The following is an 18157-nucleotide window of genomic DNA, read 5'->3' as shown; positions in this document are numbered from 1 at the left end:
TGGCCGAGTGCCAGGACGGCCGCAGCCAGCACAGCAACAAGGCCAAGGCCCTGCAGGTGCTGCAGGCCCGCATCCAGGAAAAGGAACGCAGCGAGCGAGCTGCCAAGGAGGCGGCCATGCGCAAGGGTCTGATCGGCTCGGGCGACCGCAGTGATCGCATCCGCACCTACAACTTCCCCCAGGGCCGCCTCACCGACCACCGCATCAACCTCACGCTGTACAAGCTGCTGGCCGTGATGGAAGGCGATCTGGGCGACGTCATCCAGGCCCTGCAACACGCGCGCGAGGCCGAGTTGCTGGCAGAGCTGGCCGCGTCCTGACCCCTCAGGTCGCCCGCCAGCCCGAACCGGGTCCGTTCGAACGCTTCGCCAGACATGGGGACAATTTCAAGATGACACAGCGCTTAATGCCGGTTCTGGTTTCGGCCCTGCTCTGCGGCCTTTTGCTCGCTTCGGCCGGCGCTCAGGCTCAGGCCTTGCGCAAGCCGTCGGCCTATGAATCGGGCGCAGGGCGCCCGGTGGATGCCAGCGGCAGCCGCGACGCCCCTGCCAGCCTGCCGGTTCTGGCCAACCGCGCCGATTTCGATCGCGTGGCCCGCATCTTCGACCCGGCCAGCGCCATGCCCCATGTGCTGTTTGTGATCGACCGGAGCCGCAAGAGCGCTTCGCTGCATTTCATCAACACGCCACGCTACGCATTTCACGAGGATTTTCTGCGTGCCAAAGGCCTGCTGCGGGGCGGCAAGCCTGAGCTCAACCGCAATTACCGCGACCCGGATCGCCGTTTCATTCTCGGCACGCTGAGCTGGCAGCCTACGCTCAGGGACTACAGCTACGAATTCTGGGAAGGGGACCAGCTCACCCCGGAATTGCTGCAGACCACGGCCGCCGCGCTGAAGGCCGGCTTTTTCGCCCCGACTCGCTTCAAGGCCAACTCCACACAGCAGGAGGCCGTGGCCCGGCAGGCCGGTATTGCGGCGGTCACCCAGGCCCAGCTTCTGGGGGCCCAGACTTATCTGCCGCTGAACCAGGGCCGGGCCGTGGGCCGGCTGCGCATCCTGGACCAGGCCGATGCAGTGAATGACCTCGGACCCGCGGACATCGTGCTGCTGCGCGAAGTGCCCATCAGCCTGCCGCCCGTGGCCGGCGTGGTGACGGAGCGCCCTTCCACGGTGCTGTCCCATGTCAACCTGCTGGCGCGTGGCTGGGGCATACCCAATGCCTATGTGCACAAAGCGGCCGAGCAATACGCGGCCTTCAACGGCCGCTGGGTGCATATCGACGTACAACCCGCCGGCCTTGCGCTGCGCGCCGCCACAGCAGCCGAACAGCAGAGCGCGGAACAGCAGGCCCTGCGCCAGCCCGCCAAGGGCAGCAAGGTCCTGCTTCAACCCGACCTGCGTCGCAGCGAACTGGTCCCTCTGGCAGCGCTGCGCAGCGCAGACCGCCGCCGGTGCGGTGCCAAGGCTGCCAATCTGGGCGAGATCCAGTCTGCCGGCCTGGCGGACGTCAGCGTCCCCGACGGCTTTTGCATTCCGTTTGCCGCCTATGCCGACTTCATGCGCGCCAACGGCCTGGCCGAGCGCATTGCCCGCATGCGCCAGCAGCCCGGTTTCGCGACGGATGCAGGCATCCGAAGGCAAGCCCTGTCCGCGCTGCAGGCCGAAATCGAGCAATGGCCCATCAGCCAGGCCCTGGCCGATGCCTGGGTCCAGCGCTGGTCGGGCCAGTTGGGCAGCCAGGGCGTGTTCGTACGCAGCTCTTCCAGCTCCGAGGATCTGCCCCACTTCAGCGGAGCAGGTCTCTACACCACCTTGCCCAATGTGCGCAGCGGCACGGATCTGGCCGCCGCCGTGCGCAAGGTCTGGGCATCGGTCTACAACTTCGAAGCCTGGGAAGCCCGGCAGGCAGCAGGCATCGACGATGCGCAGGTGATGATGTCGGTGTTTGTGCAGAAAGCCGTGGACTCCTCCGCATCGGGCGTAATGATCACCCGCGACCCCTTCGATGCCTCGCACCGCCACATGAGCTATATCGCCGCCAAGCGCGGCATAGGCATCCGCGTGGTCGAGGGCCGGCGGGTCGCGGAGCAAATCCTCTACTCCAGCCGCAGCAAGGCCGTTCAGGTGCTCAACCGTTCCCAGGACGATGTGGCGCTGCAGCTGGATGCCAGTGGCGGTGTGCGCGAAGTGGCGGTCACTGCCGGGCGCGCCGTGCTCAGCGACGCACTGGTGCAGCGACTGGCCCGCGCCGGAGCCGGCATCAAGCAACGCTTTGGCGGAAAGGACCAGGACATCGAATGGGCCATGCAGGGCGATCAGCTCATCATCCTTCAGGCGCGTCCCTTCATCTCGGCACCCGGACGTTAAGACTATGAAAGAACTCCCCATGCCCGGCCCGCTCAGCGTGGCGCAGGCGCTGGCACAGGCCGCCAGCCTGGGCCTGGCCCGTGTCGATGCACAGATGCTGCTGCTGCATCTGATGCATCAGCCAGCGCATGCCCGTGCCTGGCTCATCACCCATGACAGCGACACACTGACTCAGGAGCAGCAACAGCGCTGGGACCAGCTGTGCGCCCTGCGCCTGCAAGGCACGCCTGTCGCCTATCTGACCGGAAGCAAAGAGTTCTATGGCCTGGAACTGAGTGTGGACAGCAGGGTGCTGGACCCGCGTCCCGATACCGAAACCCTGGTCGACTGGGCGCTGGAGCTCATGCCTGAAGGGCAGCCTGCGCGCGTGGTGGATTTGGGCACGGGCAGCGGCGCCATCGCGCTGGCCCTGCAGAGCCATCGCCCGGCAGCCCGGGTGATCGCCGTGGACGCCAGCGCCGATGCCCTGGCCGTGGCCCGCAGCAACGCCACCCGGCTCCGGCTGCCTGTGCAGTTTGCCCATGGAAGCTGGCTGGATCCTTTGAGCGGACAGGAGCCCGCCGATCTGATCGTCAGCAATCCCCCCTATATCCGCGCCGACGACCCGCACCTGGCGGCGCTGACCCACGAGCCACTGTCGGCCCTGGCCAGCGGTGCGGACGGGCTGGAGGACATACGCCGCATCATCGCGCAGGCTCCGACACGCCTGAAGGCCGGTGGTTGGCTGCTCTTCGAACATGGCTGGGACCAGGCCGAAGACGTGGCCCGCCTGATGCGGGATGCCGGCTTCGGGCAGGTGCAGCACCGTCACGATCTGGCCGGTATTGCGCGCTGCACCGGCGGCTGCCTGCCTGAGCCGGCTTGATTTGCAGACCTTGGCCCCCAGATCAACACGTAACAAGATTTCCTCACAACACCGCATTCCTTGCGGTCGGTGAAATAATTGCAGACATCGCGGCTTGTACCGCCGTTTCCCCACTCCGGAGCCCACTATGAGCAACACTCAACAACGCATCGACGACCTGGTCAAGAACAACGACATCCTGCTGTTCATGAAGGGCAACGCCAGCTTCCCCCAGTGCGGCTTCTCCGGCCGAGCCATCCAGATCCTCAAGGCCTGCGGCGTGGATGCCAAGTCCATCGCCACCGTGAACGTGCTCGAAGACCAGGAAATCCGCCAGGGCATCAAGGAATACAGCCAGTGGCCCACGATTCCGCAGCTCTACATCAAGGGCGAATTCATCGGTGGCTCGGACATCATGATGGAGATGTACGAATCGGGCGAGCTGCAGCAAGTACTGGCCTCCAAGTAAGCCCAAGCCCGTCTGCAAGCCACCGCCACCCCGGTGGCTTTTTTCATGCCGCCCCCGAGACCCGTTCCCTCACACCACTGCTGCATCCATATCGATGGCAGCGCACTGCCCAACCCCGGCCCCATGAGCCTGGGGGTGTTGCTGCAGCTGCCCGATGGCAGCCGCCATGCGCTGTCGCAGGATCTGCACCGCAGCGGCTGCAACAACGAAGCCGAGCTGCGGGCCCTGATGGCCGCACTGCAACTGGCGCGCGATCTCGGTGCGCGCAACCTGACCGTGCGCACCGACTCCCAGGTGCTGCTGGAGCAGCTAGGCCCGCCCACGGCCAGGCCGACGCGGCCGATTGCCCGGCTCAGCCAGCTGTTCGAAGCCGCCCGAGCACAGATGCAGGACTTCGACGAACTGGATCTGCAGTGGGTGCCCAGACACCGCAATACCGAGGCCGATGCGCTGGCACGGACGGCCCATGCGCGGGCCATGCCCCGCCCCTGAAGCCAGTACAGCTGCCTGCCACAGGCTTTATGTGGTCGAATAGGGACTCCCTGACAACCGGCCGCAGGCACGTCGACGTGCCGCAGCAGCCCTGCCTATGAGTGTGTCCCAAAGCCTTCTGGTGATTGTTCTGCTGATCCTGCTCAGCGCCTTCTTCTCTGTGGCGGAGATTTCTCTGGCCGCCTCCCGCCGCCTGCGCCTGCGCCAGATGGCCGACGACGGCAATGAAGGTGCCGAGCAAGCCCTGCGCGTGCAGGAGCAGCCGGGCGAATATTTCACCGTGGTGCAGGTGGGACAGAACGCCGTCGCCATCCTCGGCGGTATCGTCGGCGAAGGGGCATTCAGCCCTGCCCTGACCGCATTTTTTTCGATCTGGTTCTCGCCAAGCCTCTCGGCAACCCTGGGGTTTCTGCTCTCGTTCTTCATAGTCACCTCGGCCTTCATCCTGCTGGCCGACCTGTTGCCGCGACGCATCAGCATGAACGAGCCTGAGCGCTATGTGGTGCGCGTGCTGGCGCCCATGCGCTGGTTTGTGGTGATCTTCAAACCCATCATCTGGTTCTACAACCTGGCGACCGACACCTTGTTCCGCCTGCTGGGCCTGCCCGCGACGCGCGACGAACGCATCACCAGCGACGACATCCTGGCCATGACCGAAGCGGGCACCAAGGCCGGCGTACTGGCCGCCCGCGAGCAGCAGGTGATTGCCAATGTGTTCGAGCTGGACTCGCGCACCGTGGCCTCGGCCATGACCCAGCGCGACAGCGTGGCGTTTTTCTACCGCGACGACAGCGACGCCATCATCCGCGCCCGCATCGCCGAGGAACCCTTCTCCACCTACCCGGTCTGCGACGGCGATATCGACCATGTGATCGGCTACGTGGACGCCAAGGACCTGTTCCAGCGTGCACTCAACAACCAGCCGCTGTCGCTCACCGACGACAACCTGATCCGCAAGGTGCTCATCGTGCCCGACCGCCTGACCCTGGCCGAGGTGCTGGAGCAGTTCCGCATGGTGCACGAAGACTTTGCCGTCATCGTCAACGAATACAGCCTGGTGGTGGGCGTGGTCACGCTCAACGACGTGATGAGCACGGTGATGGGCGATCTGGTCGGCCCGGCCGACGAGGAGCAGATCATCCGCCGCGACGAGCACTCCTGGCTGATCGACGGCATCACGCCCATCGAGGACGTGATGCGGGTGCTGCAACTGGGCGACATGCCGCATGACGACGAATACGAGACGCTGGCCGGCTTTCTCATGGTCATGCTGCGCCGGGTCCCGCGCCGCACCGATACCGTCACCTGGGGCGGCTTCAAGTTCGAGGTGCTGGACGTGGACAGCTACCGCATCGACCAGGTCATGGTGACCCACCTTCCCGAGCCTGCGGCGGAATCTGCCGCACCTTCGGCAGCCGCTGCGGCCAAAGTACAGGGCAGCGCGGCCCAGGCCCAGGCCCAGGCTGGCAAAAGCAGTCACTCCTGAATCAGGAGCTTCTTGCGCTCACCCCAAAAGGACTTCAGGTTCTTTTCTTGCTGAAACCAATAAAAAGAGAGCGCCAGGCGCTCTCTTTTTATATATCTCCACGGTATCAGACCGACTGAGGCTCTTCCACCAGCCAACGCCGCTGGGCACCGAACACGGCATTCGGATACTGGGGCTGGCCCCGGCTGCCGTTGTAGCGGCCCAGTGCCATATAGGCATCGCCTTTTTCGCGGTCCATGTAGTGGCGCAGGATCACGCAGCCGAAGCGCAGATTGGTCTGCATGTGGAACAGCTTGCCGATATCGCCGTCACCGATCAGCCGCATCCAGAACGGCATGATCTGCATATAGCCACGCGCGCCCACGCTGGAGATGGCGTACTTGCGATAGCCGCTCTCCACCTGGATCAGACCCATGACCATGGACACATCGAGGCCCGCGCGCTTGGACTCGTACCAGACGGTCTGCAGGAACTCGCGCCGCGCCTGCAGGTCGGGCTTGCGCTTGGCCAGCTTGTCGCTGCTGGCCACCAGCCAGCGCAGATAGCTCATGCGCGCCGCTGTGGAGGCGAACTCCAGTTCGGGCGGCGCGCCCGAACCCGCCACGGCCGCGCTGAGCGCCGTACGCACGGAGTCGGCCAGCGGCTCTTCGAGCTGCCCCCCGGCCCAGGCCGCCTGCGGCCACAGCCAGCCGGCCGCCGGGGCGGCAAGCGCAGCGGCAGTCCTCAGGCAGTGGCGTCGGCTCAGCAGGGTTTCGGGCATGGAAACAGCAGCTTACAAGCCCAGGCGGCTCTTGAGGTGACCCAGCACCTCATTCGTCGCCAGCTTTGTAGCTTCTGTGTCACGGCGCTGCTGGTACTCGACCACGCCTTCCTTCAGGCCACGGTCGCCCAGCACCACGCGGTGGGGCACGCCGATCAGCTCCCAGTCGGCCAGCATGGCACCGGGGCGCTCGTCGCGGTCGTCCAGGATCACGTCCACGCCCAGTGCCAGCAGCTCGCCGTAGAGCTTCTCGGCCTCGGTCTTCACGGCCTCGCTGCGGCCCATGCCGATGGGGCAGATCACCACTGTGAACGGTGCAATCGCATCGGGCCAGATCATGCCGCGCTCGTCGTGGTTCTGCTCCACGGCAGCGGCGGGCAGGCGGGTCACGCCAATGCCGTAGCAGCCCATCTCGAAGTGCTGGGGCTTGCCGTTGTCGCCGAGGAAAGTGGCGTCCATGGCCTTGGAGTACTTGGTGCCCAGGTAGAACACATGACCGATTTCAATGCCGCGCTCGATCGCCAGTTCGCCCGCACCGTCGGGCGATGGGTCGCCAGCCACCACATTGCGCAGATCCGCCACCACCGCAGGCTCGGGCAGGTCGCGGCCGAAGTTCACGCCGGTGATGTGGAAGTCTTCCTCGTTCGCACCGCAGACCCAGTCGGCCATCACGGCCACATCGCGGTCCACCACGATGTTCACGGGCTTCTTCAGGCCGATGGGGCCCAGATAGCCGGGCTTGGCACCGAAGTGCTCCTCGATCTCGCCCACGGTCGCGAAACGGAAGCCAGCCAGGCCTTCGACCTTGCCGACCTTGATCTCGTTCATCTCGTGGTCGCCGCGCAGCAGCAGCAGCCACACCTGCGTCTTGACGATCAGCCCCTTGTCGTCGAGCTCGTCCGTTGCCAGCACCAGCGACTTCACGGTCTGCGCCAGTGCAAGGCCCAGTTGCTCGGCCACGGCTTCGCAGGTGCTGTTGCCGGGCGTGGCGACCTTTTGCAGGGCCTGGGAGGGTGCAGGGCGGACCTGGGTGGGCGCCAGGCTCTCGGCCTTCTCGATATTGGCCGCGTAGTCGCTGTTCGGGCAGTAGACGATGGCGTCCTCGCCCGTGGAAGCGATGACCTGGAACTCTTCGCTCAGGTCGCCGCCGATGGCGCCGGAATCGGCACGCACGGCGCGGTACTGCAGGCCGAAGCGGTCAAAGATGCGCTTATAGGCCTCGCGCATGGTCTGGTAGCTGATCTGGGCCGCGTCGCGATCCTTGTCGAAGGAGTAGGCGTCCTTCATGATGAACTCGCGCCCCCGCATCAGGCCGAAGCGGGGACGGCGCTCGTCGCGGAACTTGGTCTGGATCTGGTAGAGGTTCTTGGGCAGCTGCTTGTAGCTCTTGAACTCCTGGCGAGCGATATCGGTCACCACTTCCTCGGAAGTGGGCTGGATCACGAAGTCCCGGCCATGGCGATCCTGGATGCGCAGCAGCTCGGGACCCATCTTCTCGAAACGGCCGGTCTCCTGCCACAGCTCGGCAGGCTGCACCACGGGCATGGTCACCTCGATGGCGCCGGCACGGTTCATTTCCTCGCGCACGATGGCCTCGACCTTGCGGATCACCCGCAGGCCCATGGGCATGTAGTTGTAAATGCCAGCACCCAGCTTTTTGATCATGCCAGCCCGCATCATGAGCTTGTGGCTGACCACTTCGGCGTCGGCCGGAGCTTCTTTCAGGGTGGAGATGAGAAATTGGGAGGCTTTCATGGAACTGGCAATTCAGTGGAAATAGGCATGGCCCGCTTGTCGATCACAAGGGGCCATGCATAATGAACACAATTCAAAAATTTGGGGTTTGATTATGCTTGACCGGGACGGATTTCGCCCGAACGTCGGCATCATCCTGCTCAACCAAAGAAACCAGGTGTTCTGGGGAAAACGCATTCGCACCCACAGCTGGCAGTTTCCGCAAGGTGGCATTGACCGGGGTGAGACACCCGAGCAAGCCATGTTCCGCGAACTGCACGAGGAAGTGGGGCTGAAGCCCAATCACGTTCGCGTGGTTGCCCGCACCAGGGACTGGTTGCGCTACGAGGTGCCAGACAGGTACATCCGCCGCGACGCGCGCGGGCATTACAAAGGCCAGAAGCAGATATGGTTTTTGCTTCAACTGGTCGGGCATGACTGGGACTTGAACCTGCGTGCCACCGACCACCCTGAGTTCGATGCCTGGCGCTGGAATGACTACTGGGTTCCCCTGGATGTGGTGGTCGAATTCAAACGCGGCGTCTATGAAATGGCGCTGACCGAGCTGGCGCGCTTTCTGCCGCGCGGCGAACAGCAGCGCAACCGCTATCTGCGCAGCGGCATGCGCCCGCGCGAGCAGGAGGCCGGCCAGACCTCGGGTCCGGCCCATCTGGCACCGTCCCATCAGGTCATGTACCCCGCCCGCACCGGCAGCTTTCGCATCAACCCCGGCATAGAGCTGCCGCCCGGTGCCAGCTTTGACCCGGACCCACAGACCGGCATCGACAATCCGCCCGACCACAAGCCTCTGCAATGAACAAAGCCGTAATGCCTTGCAGCATTACGGCTTTTTTGAGGACGGCCGGTGCTCAGTGTCCGGCCACCACCATATTGTCGCGGTGCATCATTTCGGGACCGGCCGAGTAGCCCAGCAGCGACTCGATCTCCGAAGAGCTCTTGCGGCACAGCAGTCGCGCTTCGGCGCTGGCATAGCTGGCCAGGCCTCTGGCAATCTCGGCTCCGTCCTCATCGCGCACGGCAATCACTTCGCCGCGCGAGAAATCGCCCTCCACGGCGATCATGCCGATGGGCAGCAGACTCTTGCCTTCATCACGCAGCTTGGACACGGCCCCCGCATCCACGGTCACCGAGCCGCGCAACTGCAGATGATCGGCAATCCATTGCTTGCGCGCCTGCATCTTGTGTGTGTTGGCCAGTAGCAAGGTGCCGATGGACTCGCCACGCGTCAGACGCAGCAGCACGTCTTTCTCGCGCCCCCAGGCAATCACGGTGGAGGCACCGGAACCCGCGGCACGCTTGGCCGCAAGGATCTTGGTGATCATGCCGCCGGTCCCGATGGACAGGCCCGCTCCGCCGGCCATGGCTTCGAGTTCGGGGTTGCCGGCTTGGGCCACATCGATGAACCGGGCGTCGGGGTTCTTGCGCGGATCGGCGCTGTACAGACCACGCTGATCGGTCAGGATGACCAATGCATCGGCCTCGACCAGATTCGCCACCAGCGCGCCCAGGGTGTCGTTGTCGCCGAAGCGGATCTCGTCGACCACCACCGTGTCGTTCTCGTTGATGACGGGCACCACGCCCAGTTGCAGCAGCGTCAGCAGCGTGGTGCGCGCGTTCAGATAACGCTCGCGGTCGGCCAGATCCGCATGGGTCAGCAGCACCTGCGCGCTGGGCACGCCTTCGCCGCGCAGCTTGGTCTCGTACATCTGGGCCAGCCCCATCTGACCGACGGCTGCCGCTGCCTGCAGCTCATGCACCTCGGTCGGGCGCGTGGACCACCCCAGACGCTTCATGCCTTCGGCAATGGCACCGCTGGAGACCATGATGACTTCGCGCTTGACGCCGTCTTCGCCATTCACCAGTGCCGCCAGCTGGCGACTCCACTCTTCAATGGCGGCCTCATCCAGGCCACGACCTTCATTCGTAACCAGGCTGGAGCCGACTTTGACGACGATGCGATGGGCATCACGCAGCACATTGGAAGACATGAGAATTTACAGTTTTTTAAGCGTCTAACGCTTATGAATAAAGCGAAATAAGCTATTAAATTCAAAGCAAAACAGCGCACCAAGTGCGCTGCCGGGTCATACCCTCTAGCTTATTCCGGATCGAAAGAGGCAAAACGCGGATCGGTCATATCCAGACCGGAATTTTCGCCTCCCGCAAAACGAGGGTCGACTTCCTTGGGGGCTTGCTCGGCCAGTTGCTGATTGTGAACATGCTCGAAGATCTTGCGGATCAGTGGCTCGCAGCCTTCTCGGGTCAGCGCCGAGATCTCGAAGACCGGGCCCTTCCACTTGAAGCGCTTGACGAAGTCCTTGACCTTGGCAGCACGCTCTTCCTCGGGCACCATGTCCAGCTTGTTGAGCACCAGCCAGCGCGGCTTGTTGTAGAGCTCGGCGTCGTACTTCTTGAGCTCGGCCACGATGGCCTTGGCCTGCTCGACCGGGTCCACGCCCTCGTCGAACGGCGCAATGTCCACGATATGCAGCAACAGGCGTGTGCGCTGCAGATGGCGCAGGAACTGGTGACCCAGGCCCGCACCTTCGGAAGCGCCCTCGATCAGACCCGGGATATCGGCCACCACGAAGCTCTGCTCGGCGGCCACGCGCACCACTCCCAGATTGGGATGCAAGGTGGTGAAGGGATAGTCGGCAATCTTGGGACGGGCGTTGGAGACAGCCGTGATGAAGGTCGACTTGCCGGCATTGGGCATGCCCAGCAGACCCACATCGGCCAGCACCTTGAGCTCCAGCTTCAGGCTGCGGCGCTCGCCGGGATAGCCGGGAGTCTTCTGGCGCGGCGCACGGTTGATGGCGCTCTTGAAGCGCAGATTGCCGAAACCGCCGTCACCGCCCTTGGCGATGGTGATGACCTGGCCGGGCTCCAGCAGCTCGAACAGCACTTCGCCGGTATCTGCATCGCTGATGATCGTGCCCACGGGCATGTGCAGCGTGATGTCGTCGCCGGCAGCACCGAACATGTCGGACCCCATGCCGTGCTGGCCGCGCTTGGCCTCGTGGCGGCGCGAATAGCGATAGTCCACCAGTGTGTTCAGGTTCACATCGGCCACGGCATACACATGGCCGCCACGGCCGCCGTCGCCACCGTCGGGGCCGCCGAATTCCTTGTATTTCTCGTGCCTGAAAGACACGCAACCATTGCCGCCGTCACCGGCTGCAATGTCGATAAAAGCTTCGTCAACGAACTTCATGAGGCATCCAGTCTACAAAATCAGTGCGCACCAGAAGCTCCGTGCCACACTCGAGTGCTCTATTACCATGCCCCATCTGCCAGAAATCTGCTGCCTGGAGCCTTTTCAAACAACAAAGCCCCGACAAGTCGGGGCTTTGTTGGAGTCACAGACGACTTATGCAGCCGTGATGTTGACTGTTTGCTTGGACAGAGCGCCCTTCACACCGAACGACACATGGCCGTCAACCAGTGCAAACAGGGTGTGATCCTTGCCCACGCCAACGTTCTCACCGGGGTGGAACTTGGTGCCGCGCTGACGCACGATGATGGAACCAGCTGTCACCAGCTCGCCACCAAAGGCCTTCACGCCCAGCATTTTTGGCTTGGAATCACGTCCGTTACGCGTAGAGCCGCCGCCTTTTTTCTGTGCCATGACTTAGCTCCTAAAATTAAGCAGCGATTGCCACGATTTGCAGTTCGGTGAACTGCTGACGATGGCCTTGGCGCTTTTGATAGTGCTTACGACGGCGCATCTTGAAGATGTGCACCTTGTCGTGCTTGCCGTGAGCAACCACAGTTGCCTTTACAGATGCACCGGACACCAGGGGGGCACCAACCTTGATTTCAGCGCCGTTGCCGACGGCCAAAACTTGGTCGATCACGATTTCCTGGCCTACGTCCGCAGCAATCTGTTCTACCTTGATCTTTTCGCCAGCTGCAACGCGATACTGCTTGCCGCCGGTTTTTATGACTGCGTACATTAAAAACCTCTAAAGTCTGAGAGTTCCATGAAATGATTTCCACGGAGCCGGCAATTCTAGCACGCATGCATTTTTTCTGCTGCCATACCCCTAGGAAGCGCTTCAGCATCCGCGCACGCCGCGGCCGTGGCCTCGCGGGACAGATGGCAGGTACAGGTGCGCGGTGAGGCTTGCGCCTTGCGAGCGACGGCAATGTCGCAGCCTTCGTTCACTTGAACGGGCTCTGAGGACACCACGCAAAACTTGGTTGCATCTTTCTATAATCGAGAGTCCACTTGGCGGTTCATCACCTTGACTACAGAAATTTCCACATCCAATCCGCTTGCCTTGATCGCAGATGACATGCGCGAAGTGGATATCGTCATTGCTCAGCGACTGACAACCAGCGTCCCCCTGATCGCACAGATCTCCCAATACATCATTGCCGCCGGCGGCAAACGCCTGCGCCCGGCACTGCTGCTGCTGATCGCCGGCGCCCTGGGCCATCAAGGCAGGGACAAATACATTCTGGCCGCCGTGGTGGAGCTGATTCACACCGCGACCCTGCTGCACGACGACGTGGTGGACGAATCGACGCTGCGCCGCGGCAGAGCCACCGCCAACGAAACCTTCGGCAACCCCGCCAGCGTTCTGGTCGGGGATTTTCTGCACACCCGCTCTTTCCAGATGATGGTCGAAGTGGGCAGCATGCGCGTGCTCCAGATCCTGTCGGATGCCACCAACGTGATCGCGGAAGGCGAAGTCCAGCAGCTCATCAACACCCATGACGCATCGCTGGATGAAACCGGCTATCTGCATGTCATCCGCTCCAAGACCGCCCAGCTCTTCGAGGCCAGCGCACAGCTGGCGGCCGTGCTGGCAGGCGCCAGCCCCCAGGTGGAGCAGGCCTGCGCCGCCTATGGGCAGGCCCTCGGAACGGCTTTCCAGATCATCGACGATGTGCTGGACTACACCGGCAACACCCAGGAAATGGGCAAGAACCTGGGCGATGACCTGCGCGAGGGCAAATGCACCCTGCCCCTGATCGCCGCCATGCAGCGCGGCAGCGCAGAGCAGGCCGCGATTGTCCGCAATGCCATTGAGCAGGGCTCCACCGATCAGCTTGACGCCGTGGTGGAGATCGTGCGCAGCACCGGTGCACTGGATGTCGCCAGGGCCGCCGCTCATGCAGAGGCCCAGCGCGCCATCGATGCCTTGGCATCGCTGCCAAGCAATGCATACACTGCAAGTTTGCTACAATTGGCTTCTCAGCTTTTGGAGCGCCGCACCTGAATCGCCTGGTGCACTTCGGTGCTCGACAAACAAAGCTTTCGGGGTGTAGCTTAGCCTGGTAGAGCGCTACGTTCGGGACGTAGAGGCCGGAGGTTCGAATCCTCTCACCCCGACCAGTCTTTTTTTGTCGCCGTTTCTTGCGCCAGGTTCAATGCCGCCGTCCTGCAGGACCGGGCAGGCCTGGCGGCATACCGGCGGAGACAACAAGAATGGTAGGATAGGACTCTTCCTACTCCACCCAGACTTGGATACATGGCCGCTGCCGATACTCTGCAAAAGAACACTCCTGCGCCCATCGCCATCCCTGGTTTAGGCCGAGCCCTGATTTCCGCAGGGAAGGTCTCGCAGCAAGCAGCCGAGAACGCAGCCAAGAAAGCCGCCACGGGAAAAACGCCGTTCATCACCGAGCTCAGCCAGTCTGGCGAAATCAGCGCGCTGGAAATTGCCGAAACCATTTCCACGATGTTCAGCACACCGCTGCTGGATCTCAATGCCATCGACGCCCAGCAACTGCCGCGCGAGCTGCTGGATCCCAAGATCAGCAACGCCTACCGGGTGCTGGCGCTCAGCAAACGCGGCAATCGGCTCACCGTCGCCACGGCAGACCCCACACAGCAGGAAGCGGCCGAGCAGATCAAGTTCACGACACAGCTGCTGGTGGACTGGGTGGTCGTCGAGGCCGACAAGCTGCAAAAACTCGTTGACCAGACCAGCAAGAGCGTCAGCGAATCCCTGGACACCTACGCGAGCTCCGGCGACTTTGACTTTGACGACGTCAAGATCGAAGATGCTCCCGAGGAAAAGGACAATGCCGTCGGTGCCGAGGTCGAGGATGCGCCGGTCGTCAAGTTCCTGCACAAGATGCTGCTGGACGCCTTCAACATGCGGGCATCCGACTTGCACTTCGAACCCTACGAGCACAATTACCGGGTGCGCTTTCGCATCGACGGGGAGCTGCGCGAGATCGCCTCCCCTCCGATCGCCATCAAGGACAAGCTCGCTTCCCGCATCAAGGTGATCTCGCGCCTGGACATTTCGGAGAAGCGCGTTCCGCAAGACGGCCGCATGAAGCTCAAGGTCGGACCCGACCGCGTCATCGACTTCCGCGTCAGCACCTTGCCCACGCTGTTCGGCGAAAAGATCGTGATCCGTATCCTGGATCCGAGCTCGGCCAAGATGGGCATCGACGCCCTGGGCTACGAGCCCGAGGAAAAAGAGCGCCTGCTCAAGGCCATCAACCGCCCCTACGGCATGATTCTGGTCACCGGCCCCACGGGCTCGGGCAAGACCGTGTCGCTCTACACCTGCCTGAACCTGCTCAACCAGCCTGGCGTGAACATTGCCACTGCCGAGGACCCCTCCGAAATCAACATGCCTGGCGTCAACCAGGTCAATGTGAACGAGAAGGCCGGCCTGACCTTTGCCGCTGCGCTCAAATCCTTTCTGCGCCAGGATCCGGACATCATCATGGTCGGCGAAATCCGCGACCTGGAAACCGCCGACATCTCGATCAAGGCCGCCCAGACCGGTCACCTGGTACTGTCCACCCTGCACACCAATGATGCGCCGACCACGCTGACGCGCATGCGCAACATGGGCATCGCCCCTTTCAATATTGCCTCCAGCGTGATTCTGATCACCGCCCAGCGTCTGGCGCGACGCCTGTGCGCACAGTGCAAGGAGCCTGCCGACATACCGCGCGAGGCCCTGATCGAGGCCGGCTACGATGAGGACGAACTCGACGGCAGCTGGGTCAGCTACAAACCTGTCGGCTGCCCGGCCTGCAACAACGGCTACAAGGGACGCGTCGGTATCTATCAGGTGATGCCCATCAGCGAGGAGATTCAGCGCATCATCCTGCGTGACGGCAGCGCGCTGGAGATTGCTGAACAGGCCAGGGCCGAAGGAGTACGCTCTCTGCGTGGCTCGGGCCTGCACAAAGTCAAGCTGGGTCTGACCTCACTCGAAGAAGTGCTGGCGGTCACCAACGAGTAAAAACAGAATCAGTGAGGGAACGCCATGGCAAGCGCAGCGTCCAAGGGAATCAAGGAATTTCTCTTCGAGTGGGAAGGCAAGGACCGCAACGGCAAGATCGTTCGCGGGGAAACCCGCGCCGGTGGAGAAAATCAGATCCAGGCCATGCTGCGCCGCCAGGGCGTGACTCCGTCCAAGATCAAGAAGCGCAGGACCCGCGGCGGCAAGAAGATCAAGCCCAAGGACATTGCGCTCTTCACACGCCAGCTGGCCACCATGATGAAAGCCGGCGTGCCGCTGCTGCAGTCTTTCGACATTGTGGGCCGGGGCAACACCAACCCCAACGTCACCAAGCTGCTCAACGACATCCGATCCGATGTGGAGACCGGCACCTCCCTGAGCGCGGCCTTTCGCAAGTTTCCGCTCTATTTCGACAGCCTCTACTGCAACCTGGTGGAGGCCGGCGAGGCCGCCGGTATTCTCGAATCGCTGCTGGACCGTCTGGCGACCTACATGGAAAAGACGGAAGCCATCAAGTCCAAGATCAAGTCGGCGCTGATGTACCCCACGTCGGTCATGATCGTGGCCTTTGTCGTGGTGACCGTGATCATGATTTTCGTGATTCCTGCCTTCAAGGAGGTCTTTACCTCCTTTGGCGCCGACCTGCCCGCACCCACGTTGCTGGTGATGGGCATCAGCGAGTATTTTGTGCAGTACTGGTGGCTGATCTTCGGCGTGCTGGGCGGCGGCATCTACTTCTTCATGCAGGCCTGGAAGCGCAACGAACGCGTGCAGCAATTCATGGATCGCACCATGCTCAAGCTGCCCATCTTCGGCGTGCTGATCGAGAAATCCTGCGTGGCCCGATGGACCCGCACGCTGTCCACCATGTTTGCCGCCGGCGTCCCGCTGGTCGAGGCCCTGGACTCCGTGGGAGGTGCCTCAGGCAACTACCTCTACAAAAACGCCACCGACAAGATTCAGCAGGAAGTCTCCACGGGCACCAGCCTCACGGTTGCCATGGCCAATGCCAACATCTTTCCTTCCATGGTGCTGCAGATGTGCGCCATCGGTGAGGAATCGGGTGCCATCGACCACATGCTGGGCAAAGCTGCCGACTTCTATGAAAGCGAAGTCGACGAGATGGTGGCGGGCCTGTCCAGCCTGATGGAGCCCATCATCATCGTCTTCCTGGGCACCCTGATCGGCGGCATCGTGGTGTCCATGTATCTGCCGATCTTCAAGCTGGGTCAAGTGGTCTGATGATTTCCGAACTGGTGTTGAATGCCGTTGTCGGCGGCGTCCTGGGCTTGCTGATCGGCAGCTTTCTGAATGTGGTGATCCACCGCCTGCCGCTGATGATGGAGCAGGAATGGCACGCCGAAGGTGCCCAGTGGGCCGAGGAACAGAAGGACAAAGGCGCCAGGATCGAGCTGCCGCCCGCCAAGCCTGCCGTCACGCTGAGCAAGCCCCGTTCGCGCTGCCCGCACTGCGGCCATGAGATCGTCTGGTACGAGAACATCCCCGTGCTCAGCTATCTGTTTCTGCGCGGCCGCTGCGCCCAGTGCCAAAAGCCCATCAGCCTGCGCTACCCCCTGGTGGAACTGGTCTGCGCCGCGCTGTTCGCCTTCTGCCTGGGCCGCGATGGCCTGACCGCCACCGGCTTTGCCTGGTGCGGCTTCAGCGCGGCGCTGCTGGCGCTGGCACTGATCGACTGGGACACCACATTCCTGCCGGACTCCATCACTCTGCCCCTGCTCTGGGCCGGACTGATCGCCTCCGCACTGCAATGGACCCAGGTGCCATTGCCGCAGTCGCTGTGGGGCGCCGTCGCAGGCTATCTGTCGCTATGGCTGATCTTCTGGGCTTTCAAGCTGGCCACGGGCAAGGAAGGCATGGGCTATGGCGACTTCAAGCTCTTTGCCGCGCTTGGCACCTGGTTCGGCTGGCCGGCACTGGTGCCCATCATTCTCATGGCCTCGGTCGTGGGAGCCGTCATCGGCATTGCGCTCAAGATCAACAGCCAGCTGCGCGAAGGCGGCTATATACCCTTCGGCCCCTTTCTCGCTGGCGGCGGTTTCGTCAGCCTGATCTGGGGCCCCCAGGCCGTGCTCGGCTTTGTGGGTCTGTAAGCCATGCAAGCCTTGTCCGAGCGCTCACCATTCAGACTGGGACTGACGGGCGGCATTGGCAGCGGCAAAAGCACGGTTGCAGCCAGGCTGCAGGCCTGCGGTGCCACGCTGATCGACGCCGACCATATCTCGCGCAGCCTGACGGCAAGCGGCGGCATGGCCCTGCCTTTTATAGCCCAGGCTTTTGGCGCCGACCTGATCGATGCCCAGGGCGCTCTCGACCGTGCGCGCATGCGCGCGCTGGTCTTTGCCGATCCGTCTTCGCGCCAGCGCCTGGAAGCCATTCTCCACCCGCTGATCGCCGAGCAGACGCGCCAGCAGCTCGCAGCAGCCGTGGCCGCCGGCAGCAAGCTCATCGTGCACGACATCCCTTTGCTGGTGGAATCCGGCCACTGGCGAGCACGGCTGGATGGGGTGCTGGTCGTGGACTGCCGCGAGAGCACGCAGACAGAGCGCGTCATGGCGCGCAGCGCTCTGAGCCGCGAGGCCGTGCAGGCCATCATCGACGCCCAGGCCACGCGGTCGCAGCGCCTGGCAGCGGGCGACTGGGTCGTCTACAACGATGACGGCGTCACAATCGAAACTCTCCACGCATATACCGATCAAATCGCTGCATGGTTCGGGCTATGATGCAGGCCATGGCTTGGCC

Annotated in this window: 18 protein-coding genes and 1 tRNA gene; 13 read left to right on the top strand and 6 right to left on the bottom strand. The window is 63.0% G+C overall.

Annotation, left to right across the window (positions count from 1 at the left end):
• The 6 genes from E2583_RS03245 to E2583_RS03220 form a co-directional block, all read left to right on the top strand.
• A partial coding sequence (locus E2583_RS03245) for a peptide chain release factor-like protein (RefSeq protein WP_291593194.1) occupies positions 1–320 on the top strand: 320 nt, incomplete at its 5' end.
• 71 nt (positions 321–391) lie between these two features.
• Complete coding sequence (locus E2583_RS03240) at positions 392–2368, top strand: PEP/pyruvate-binding domain-containing protein (protein WP_291593192.1); 1977 nt, start codon at positions 392–394, stop codon at positions 2366–2368.
• Between the two features lie 4 nt (positions 2369–2372).
• Positions 2373–3233, top strand: a complete 861-nt coding sequence (gene prmC / locus E2583_RS03235; RefSeq protein ID WP_291593191.1) for a peptide chain release factor N(5)-glutamine methyltransferase — start codon at positions 2373–2375, stop codon at positions 3231–3233.
• A gap of 127 nt (positions 3234–3360) precedes the next feature.
• Entirely contained in the window at positions 3361–3681 is a 321-nt protein-coding gene (gene grxD, locus E2583_RS03230; RefSeq protein ID WP_291593189.1) for a Grx4 family monothiol glutaredoxin, read from the top strand.
• 33 nt (positions 3682–3714) lie between these two features.
• Positions 3715–4173 carry a ribonuclease HI family protein gene (locus E2583_RS03225; protein WP_291593187.1) on the top strand — a complete coding sequence of 153 codons (459 nt, stop codon included), beginning with the start codon at positions 3715–3717 and terminating at the stop codon, positions 4171–4173.
• A gap of 97 nt (positions 4174–4270) precedes the next feature.
• Positions 4271–5659 (top strand): hemolysin family protein, encoded by a 1389-nt coding sequence (locus E2583_RS03220; RefSeq protein ID WP_291593185.1) that lies wholly within the window; start codon positions 4271–4273, stop codon positions 5657–5659.
• Positions 5660–5765: 106 nt separating this feature from the next.
• On the opposite strand, the gene E2583_RS03215 is transcribed toward E2583_RS03220, so the two are convergent.
• Together E2583_RS03215 and E2583_RS03210 are read right to left on the bottom strand one after the other, a co-directional pair.
• Positions 5766–6419: a lytic transglycosylase domain-containing protein gene (locus E2583_RS03215; protein WP_043370928.1), complete on the bottom strand. Its 654-nt coding sequence runs from the start codon at positions 6417–6419 to the stop codon at positions 5766–5768.
• Positions 6420–6431: 12 nt separating this feature from the next.
• Positions 6432–8174, bottom strand: coding sequence for a proline--tRNA ligase (locus E2583_RS03210; RefSeq protein WP_291593182.1), 1743 nt, complete (start codon positions 8172–8174; stop codon positions 6432–6434).
• Positions 8175–8268: 94 nt separating this feature from the next.
• On the opposite strand from E2583_RS03210, the gene E2583_RS03205 reads away from it, so the two are divergent.
• Positions 8269–8970: an RNA pyrophosphohydrolase gene (locus E2583_RS03205; RefSeq protein ID WP_291593181.1), complete on the top strand. Its 702-nt coding sequence runs from the start codon at positions 8269–8271 to the stop codon at positions 8968–8970.
• A gap of 52 nt (positions 8971–9022) precedes the next feature.
• Here E2583_RS03205 and proB read toward each other — a convergent pair whose 3' ends face one another.
• The 4 genes from proB to rplU form a co-directional block, all read right to left on the bottom strand.
• The gene (gene proB / locus E2583_RS03200) at positions 9023–10162 is read right to left on the bottom strand and encodes a glutamate 5-kinase (protein WP_291593179.1); all 1140 of its coding nucleotides are present in this window, start codon (positions 10160–10162) and stop codon (positions 9023–9025) included.
• 110 nt (positions 10163–10272) lie between these two features.
• Positions 10273–11388 (bottom strand): Obg family GTPase CgtA, encoded by a 1116-nt coding sequence (gene cgtA, locus E2583_RS03195; RefSeq protein WP_291593177.1) that lies wholly within the window; start codon positions 11386–11388, stop codon positions 10273–10275.
• Positions 11389–11544: 156 nt separating this feature from the next.
• Positions 11545–11802 (bottom strand): 50S ribosomal protein L27, encoded by a 258-nt coding sequence (gene rpmA / locus E2583_RS03190; protein WP_003058534.1) that lies wholly within the window; start codon positions 11800–11802, stop codon positions 11545–11547.
• Between the two features lie 16 nt (positions 11803–11818).
• Positions 11819–12130, bottom strand: coding sequence for a 50S ribosomal protein L21 (gene rplU / locus E2583_RS03185; RefSeq protein ID WP_003058536.1), 312 nt, complete (start codon positions 12128–12130; stop codon positions 11819–11821).
• A gap of 342 nt (positions 12131–12472) precedes the next feature.
• Here rplU and E2583_RS03180 point away from each other — a divergent pair, with 342 nt between their 5' ends.
• From E2583_RS03180 to coaE, 6 genes are all read left to right on the top strand, one after another.
• Positions 12473–13402, top strand: coding sequence for a polyprenyl synthetase family protein (locus tag E2583_RS03180; protein WP_291593174.1), 930 nt, complete (start codon positions 12473–12475; stop codon positions 13400–13402).
• A 39-nt stretch (positions 13403–13441) separates the two neighbouring features.
• Positions 13442–13518: transfer RNA gene (locus tag E2583_RS03175), tRNA-Pro, on the top strand.
• A gap of 136 nt (positions 13519–13654) precedes the next feature.
• Positions 13655–15397, top strand: a complete 1743-nt coding sequence (gene pilB / locus E2583_RS03170; protein ID WP_291593173.1) for a type IV-A pilus assembly ATPase PilB — start codon at positions 13655–13657, stop codon at positions 15395–15397.
• Between the two features lie 24 nt (positions 15398–15421).
• Positions 15422–16639, top strand: a complete 1218-nt coding sequence (locus E2583_RS03165) for a type II secretion system F family protein (RefSeq protein ID WP_291593171.1) — start codon at positions 15422–15424, stop codon at positions 16637–16639.
• The gene (locus E2583_RS03160; protein WP_291593170.1) at positions 16639–17508 is read left to right on the top strand and encodes an A24 family peptidase; all 870 of its coding nucleotides are present in this window, start codon (positions 16639–16641) and stop codon (positions 17506–17508) included. Before E2583_RS03165 ends, E2583_RS03160 begins: the two co-directional genes overlap by 1 nt.
• 3 nt (positions 17509–17511) lie before the next feature.
• The gene (gene coaE / locus E2583_RS03155; protein WP_291593169.1) at positions 17512–18138 is read left to right on the top strand and encodes a dephospho-CoA kinase; all 627 of its coding nucleotides are present in this window, start codon (positions 17512–17514) and stop codon (positions 18136–18138) included.
• Positions 18139–18157: the final 19 nt, after the last annotated feature.

Origin of the sequence: Comamonas sp. (assembly GCF_009360615.1) — a bacterium.
Lineage (GTDB): Bacteria > Pseudomonadota > Gammaproteobacteria > Burkholderiales > Burkholderiaceae_C > Comamonas.
The sequence above is the reverse complement of the archived record's forward strand: the minus strand, read 5'-3'. Positions and strand labels throughout refer to the sequence as shown.

Excerpts from the sequence above, each read along its gene's own strand:
- E2583_RS03240 (WP_291593192.1), top strand. The coding sequence starts at position 392 with ATGACACAGCGCTTAATGCCGGTTCTGGTTTCGGCCCTGCTCTGCGGC.
- prmC (WP_291593191.1), top strand. The coding sequence starts at position 2,373 with ATGAAAGAACTCCCCATGCCCGGCCCGCTCAGCGTGGCGCAGGCGCTG.
- grxD (WP_291593189.1), top strand. The coding sequence starts at position 3,361 with ATGAGCAACACTCAACAACGCATCGACGACCTGGTCAAGAACAACGAC.
- E2583_RS03220 (WP_291593185.1), top strand. The coding sequence starts at position 4,271 with ATGAGTGTGTCCCAAAGCCTTCTGGTGATTGTTCTGCTGATCCTGCTC.
- E2583_RS03215 (WP_043370928.1), bottom strand. The coding sequence starts at position 6,419 with ATGCCCGAAACCCTGCTGAGCCGACGCCACTGCCTGAGGACTGCCGCT.
- E2583_RS03210 (WP_291593182.1), bottom strand. The coding sequence starts at position 8,174 with ATGAAAGCCTCCCAATTTCTCATCTCCACCCTGAAAGAAGCTCCGGCC.
- E2583_RS03205 (WP_291593181.1), top strand. The coding sequence starts at position 8,269 with ATGCTTGACCGGGACGGATTTCGCCCGAACGTCGGCATCATCCTGCTC.
- proB (WP_291593179.1), bottom strand. The coding sequence starts at position 10,162 with ATGTCTTCCAATGTGCTGCGTGATGCCCATCGCATCGTCGTCAAAGTC.
- cgtA (WP_291593177.1), bottom strand. The coding sequence starts at position 11,388 with ATGAAGTTCGTTGACGAAGCTTTTATCGACATTGCAGCCGGTGACGGC.
- rpmA (WP_003058534.1), bottom strand. The coding sequence starts at position 11,802 with ATGGCACAGAAAAAAGGCGGCGGCTCTACGCGTAACGGACGTGATTCC.
- rplU (WP_003058536.1), bottom strand. The coding sequence starts at position 12,130 with ATGTACGCAGTCATAAAAACCGGCGGCAAGCAGTATCGCGTTGCAGCT.
- E2583_RS03180 (WP_291593174.1), top strand. The coding sequence starts at position 12,473 with ATGCGCGAAGTGGATATCGTCATTGCTCAGCGACTGACAACCAGCGTC.
- pilB (WP_291593173.1), top strand. The coding sequence starts at position 13,655 with ATGGCCGCTGCCGATACTCTGCAAAAGAACACTCCTGCGCCCATCGCC.
- E2583_RS03165 (WP_291593171.1), top strand. The coding sequence starts at position 15,422 with ATGGCAAGCGCAGCGTCCAAGGGAATCAAGGAATTTCTCTTCGAGTGG.
- E2583_RS03160 (WP_291593170.1), top strand. The coding sequence starts at position 16,639 with ATGATTTCCGAACTGGTGTTGAATGCCGTTGTCGGCGGCGTCCTGGGC.
- coaE (WP_291593169.1), top strand. The coding sequence starts at position 17,512 with ATGCAAGCCTTGTCCGAGCGCTCACCATTCAGACTGGGACTGACGGGC.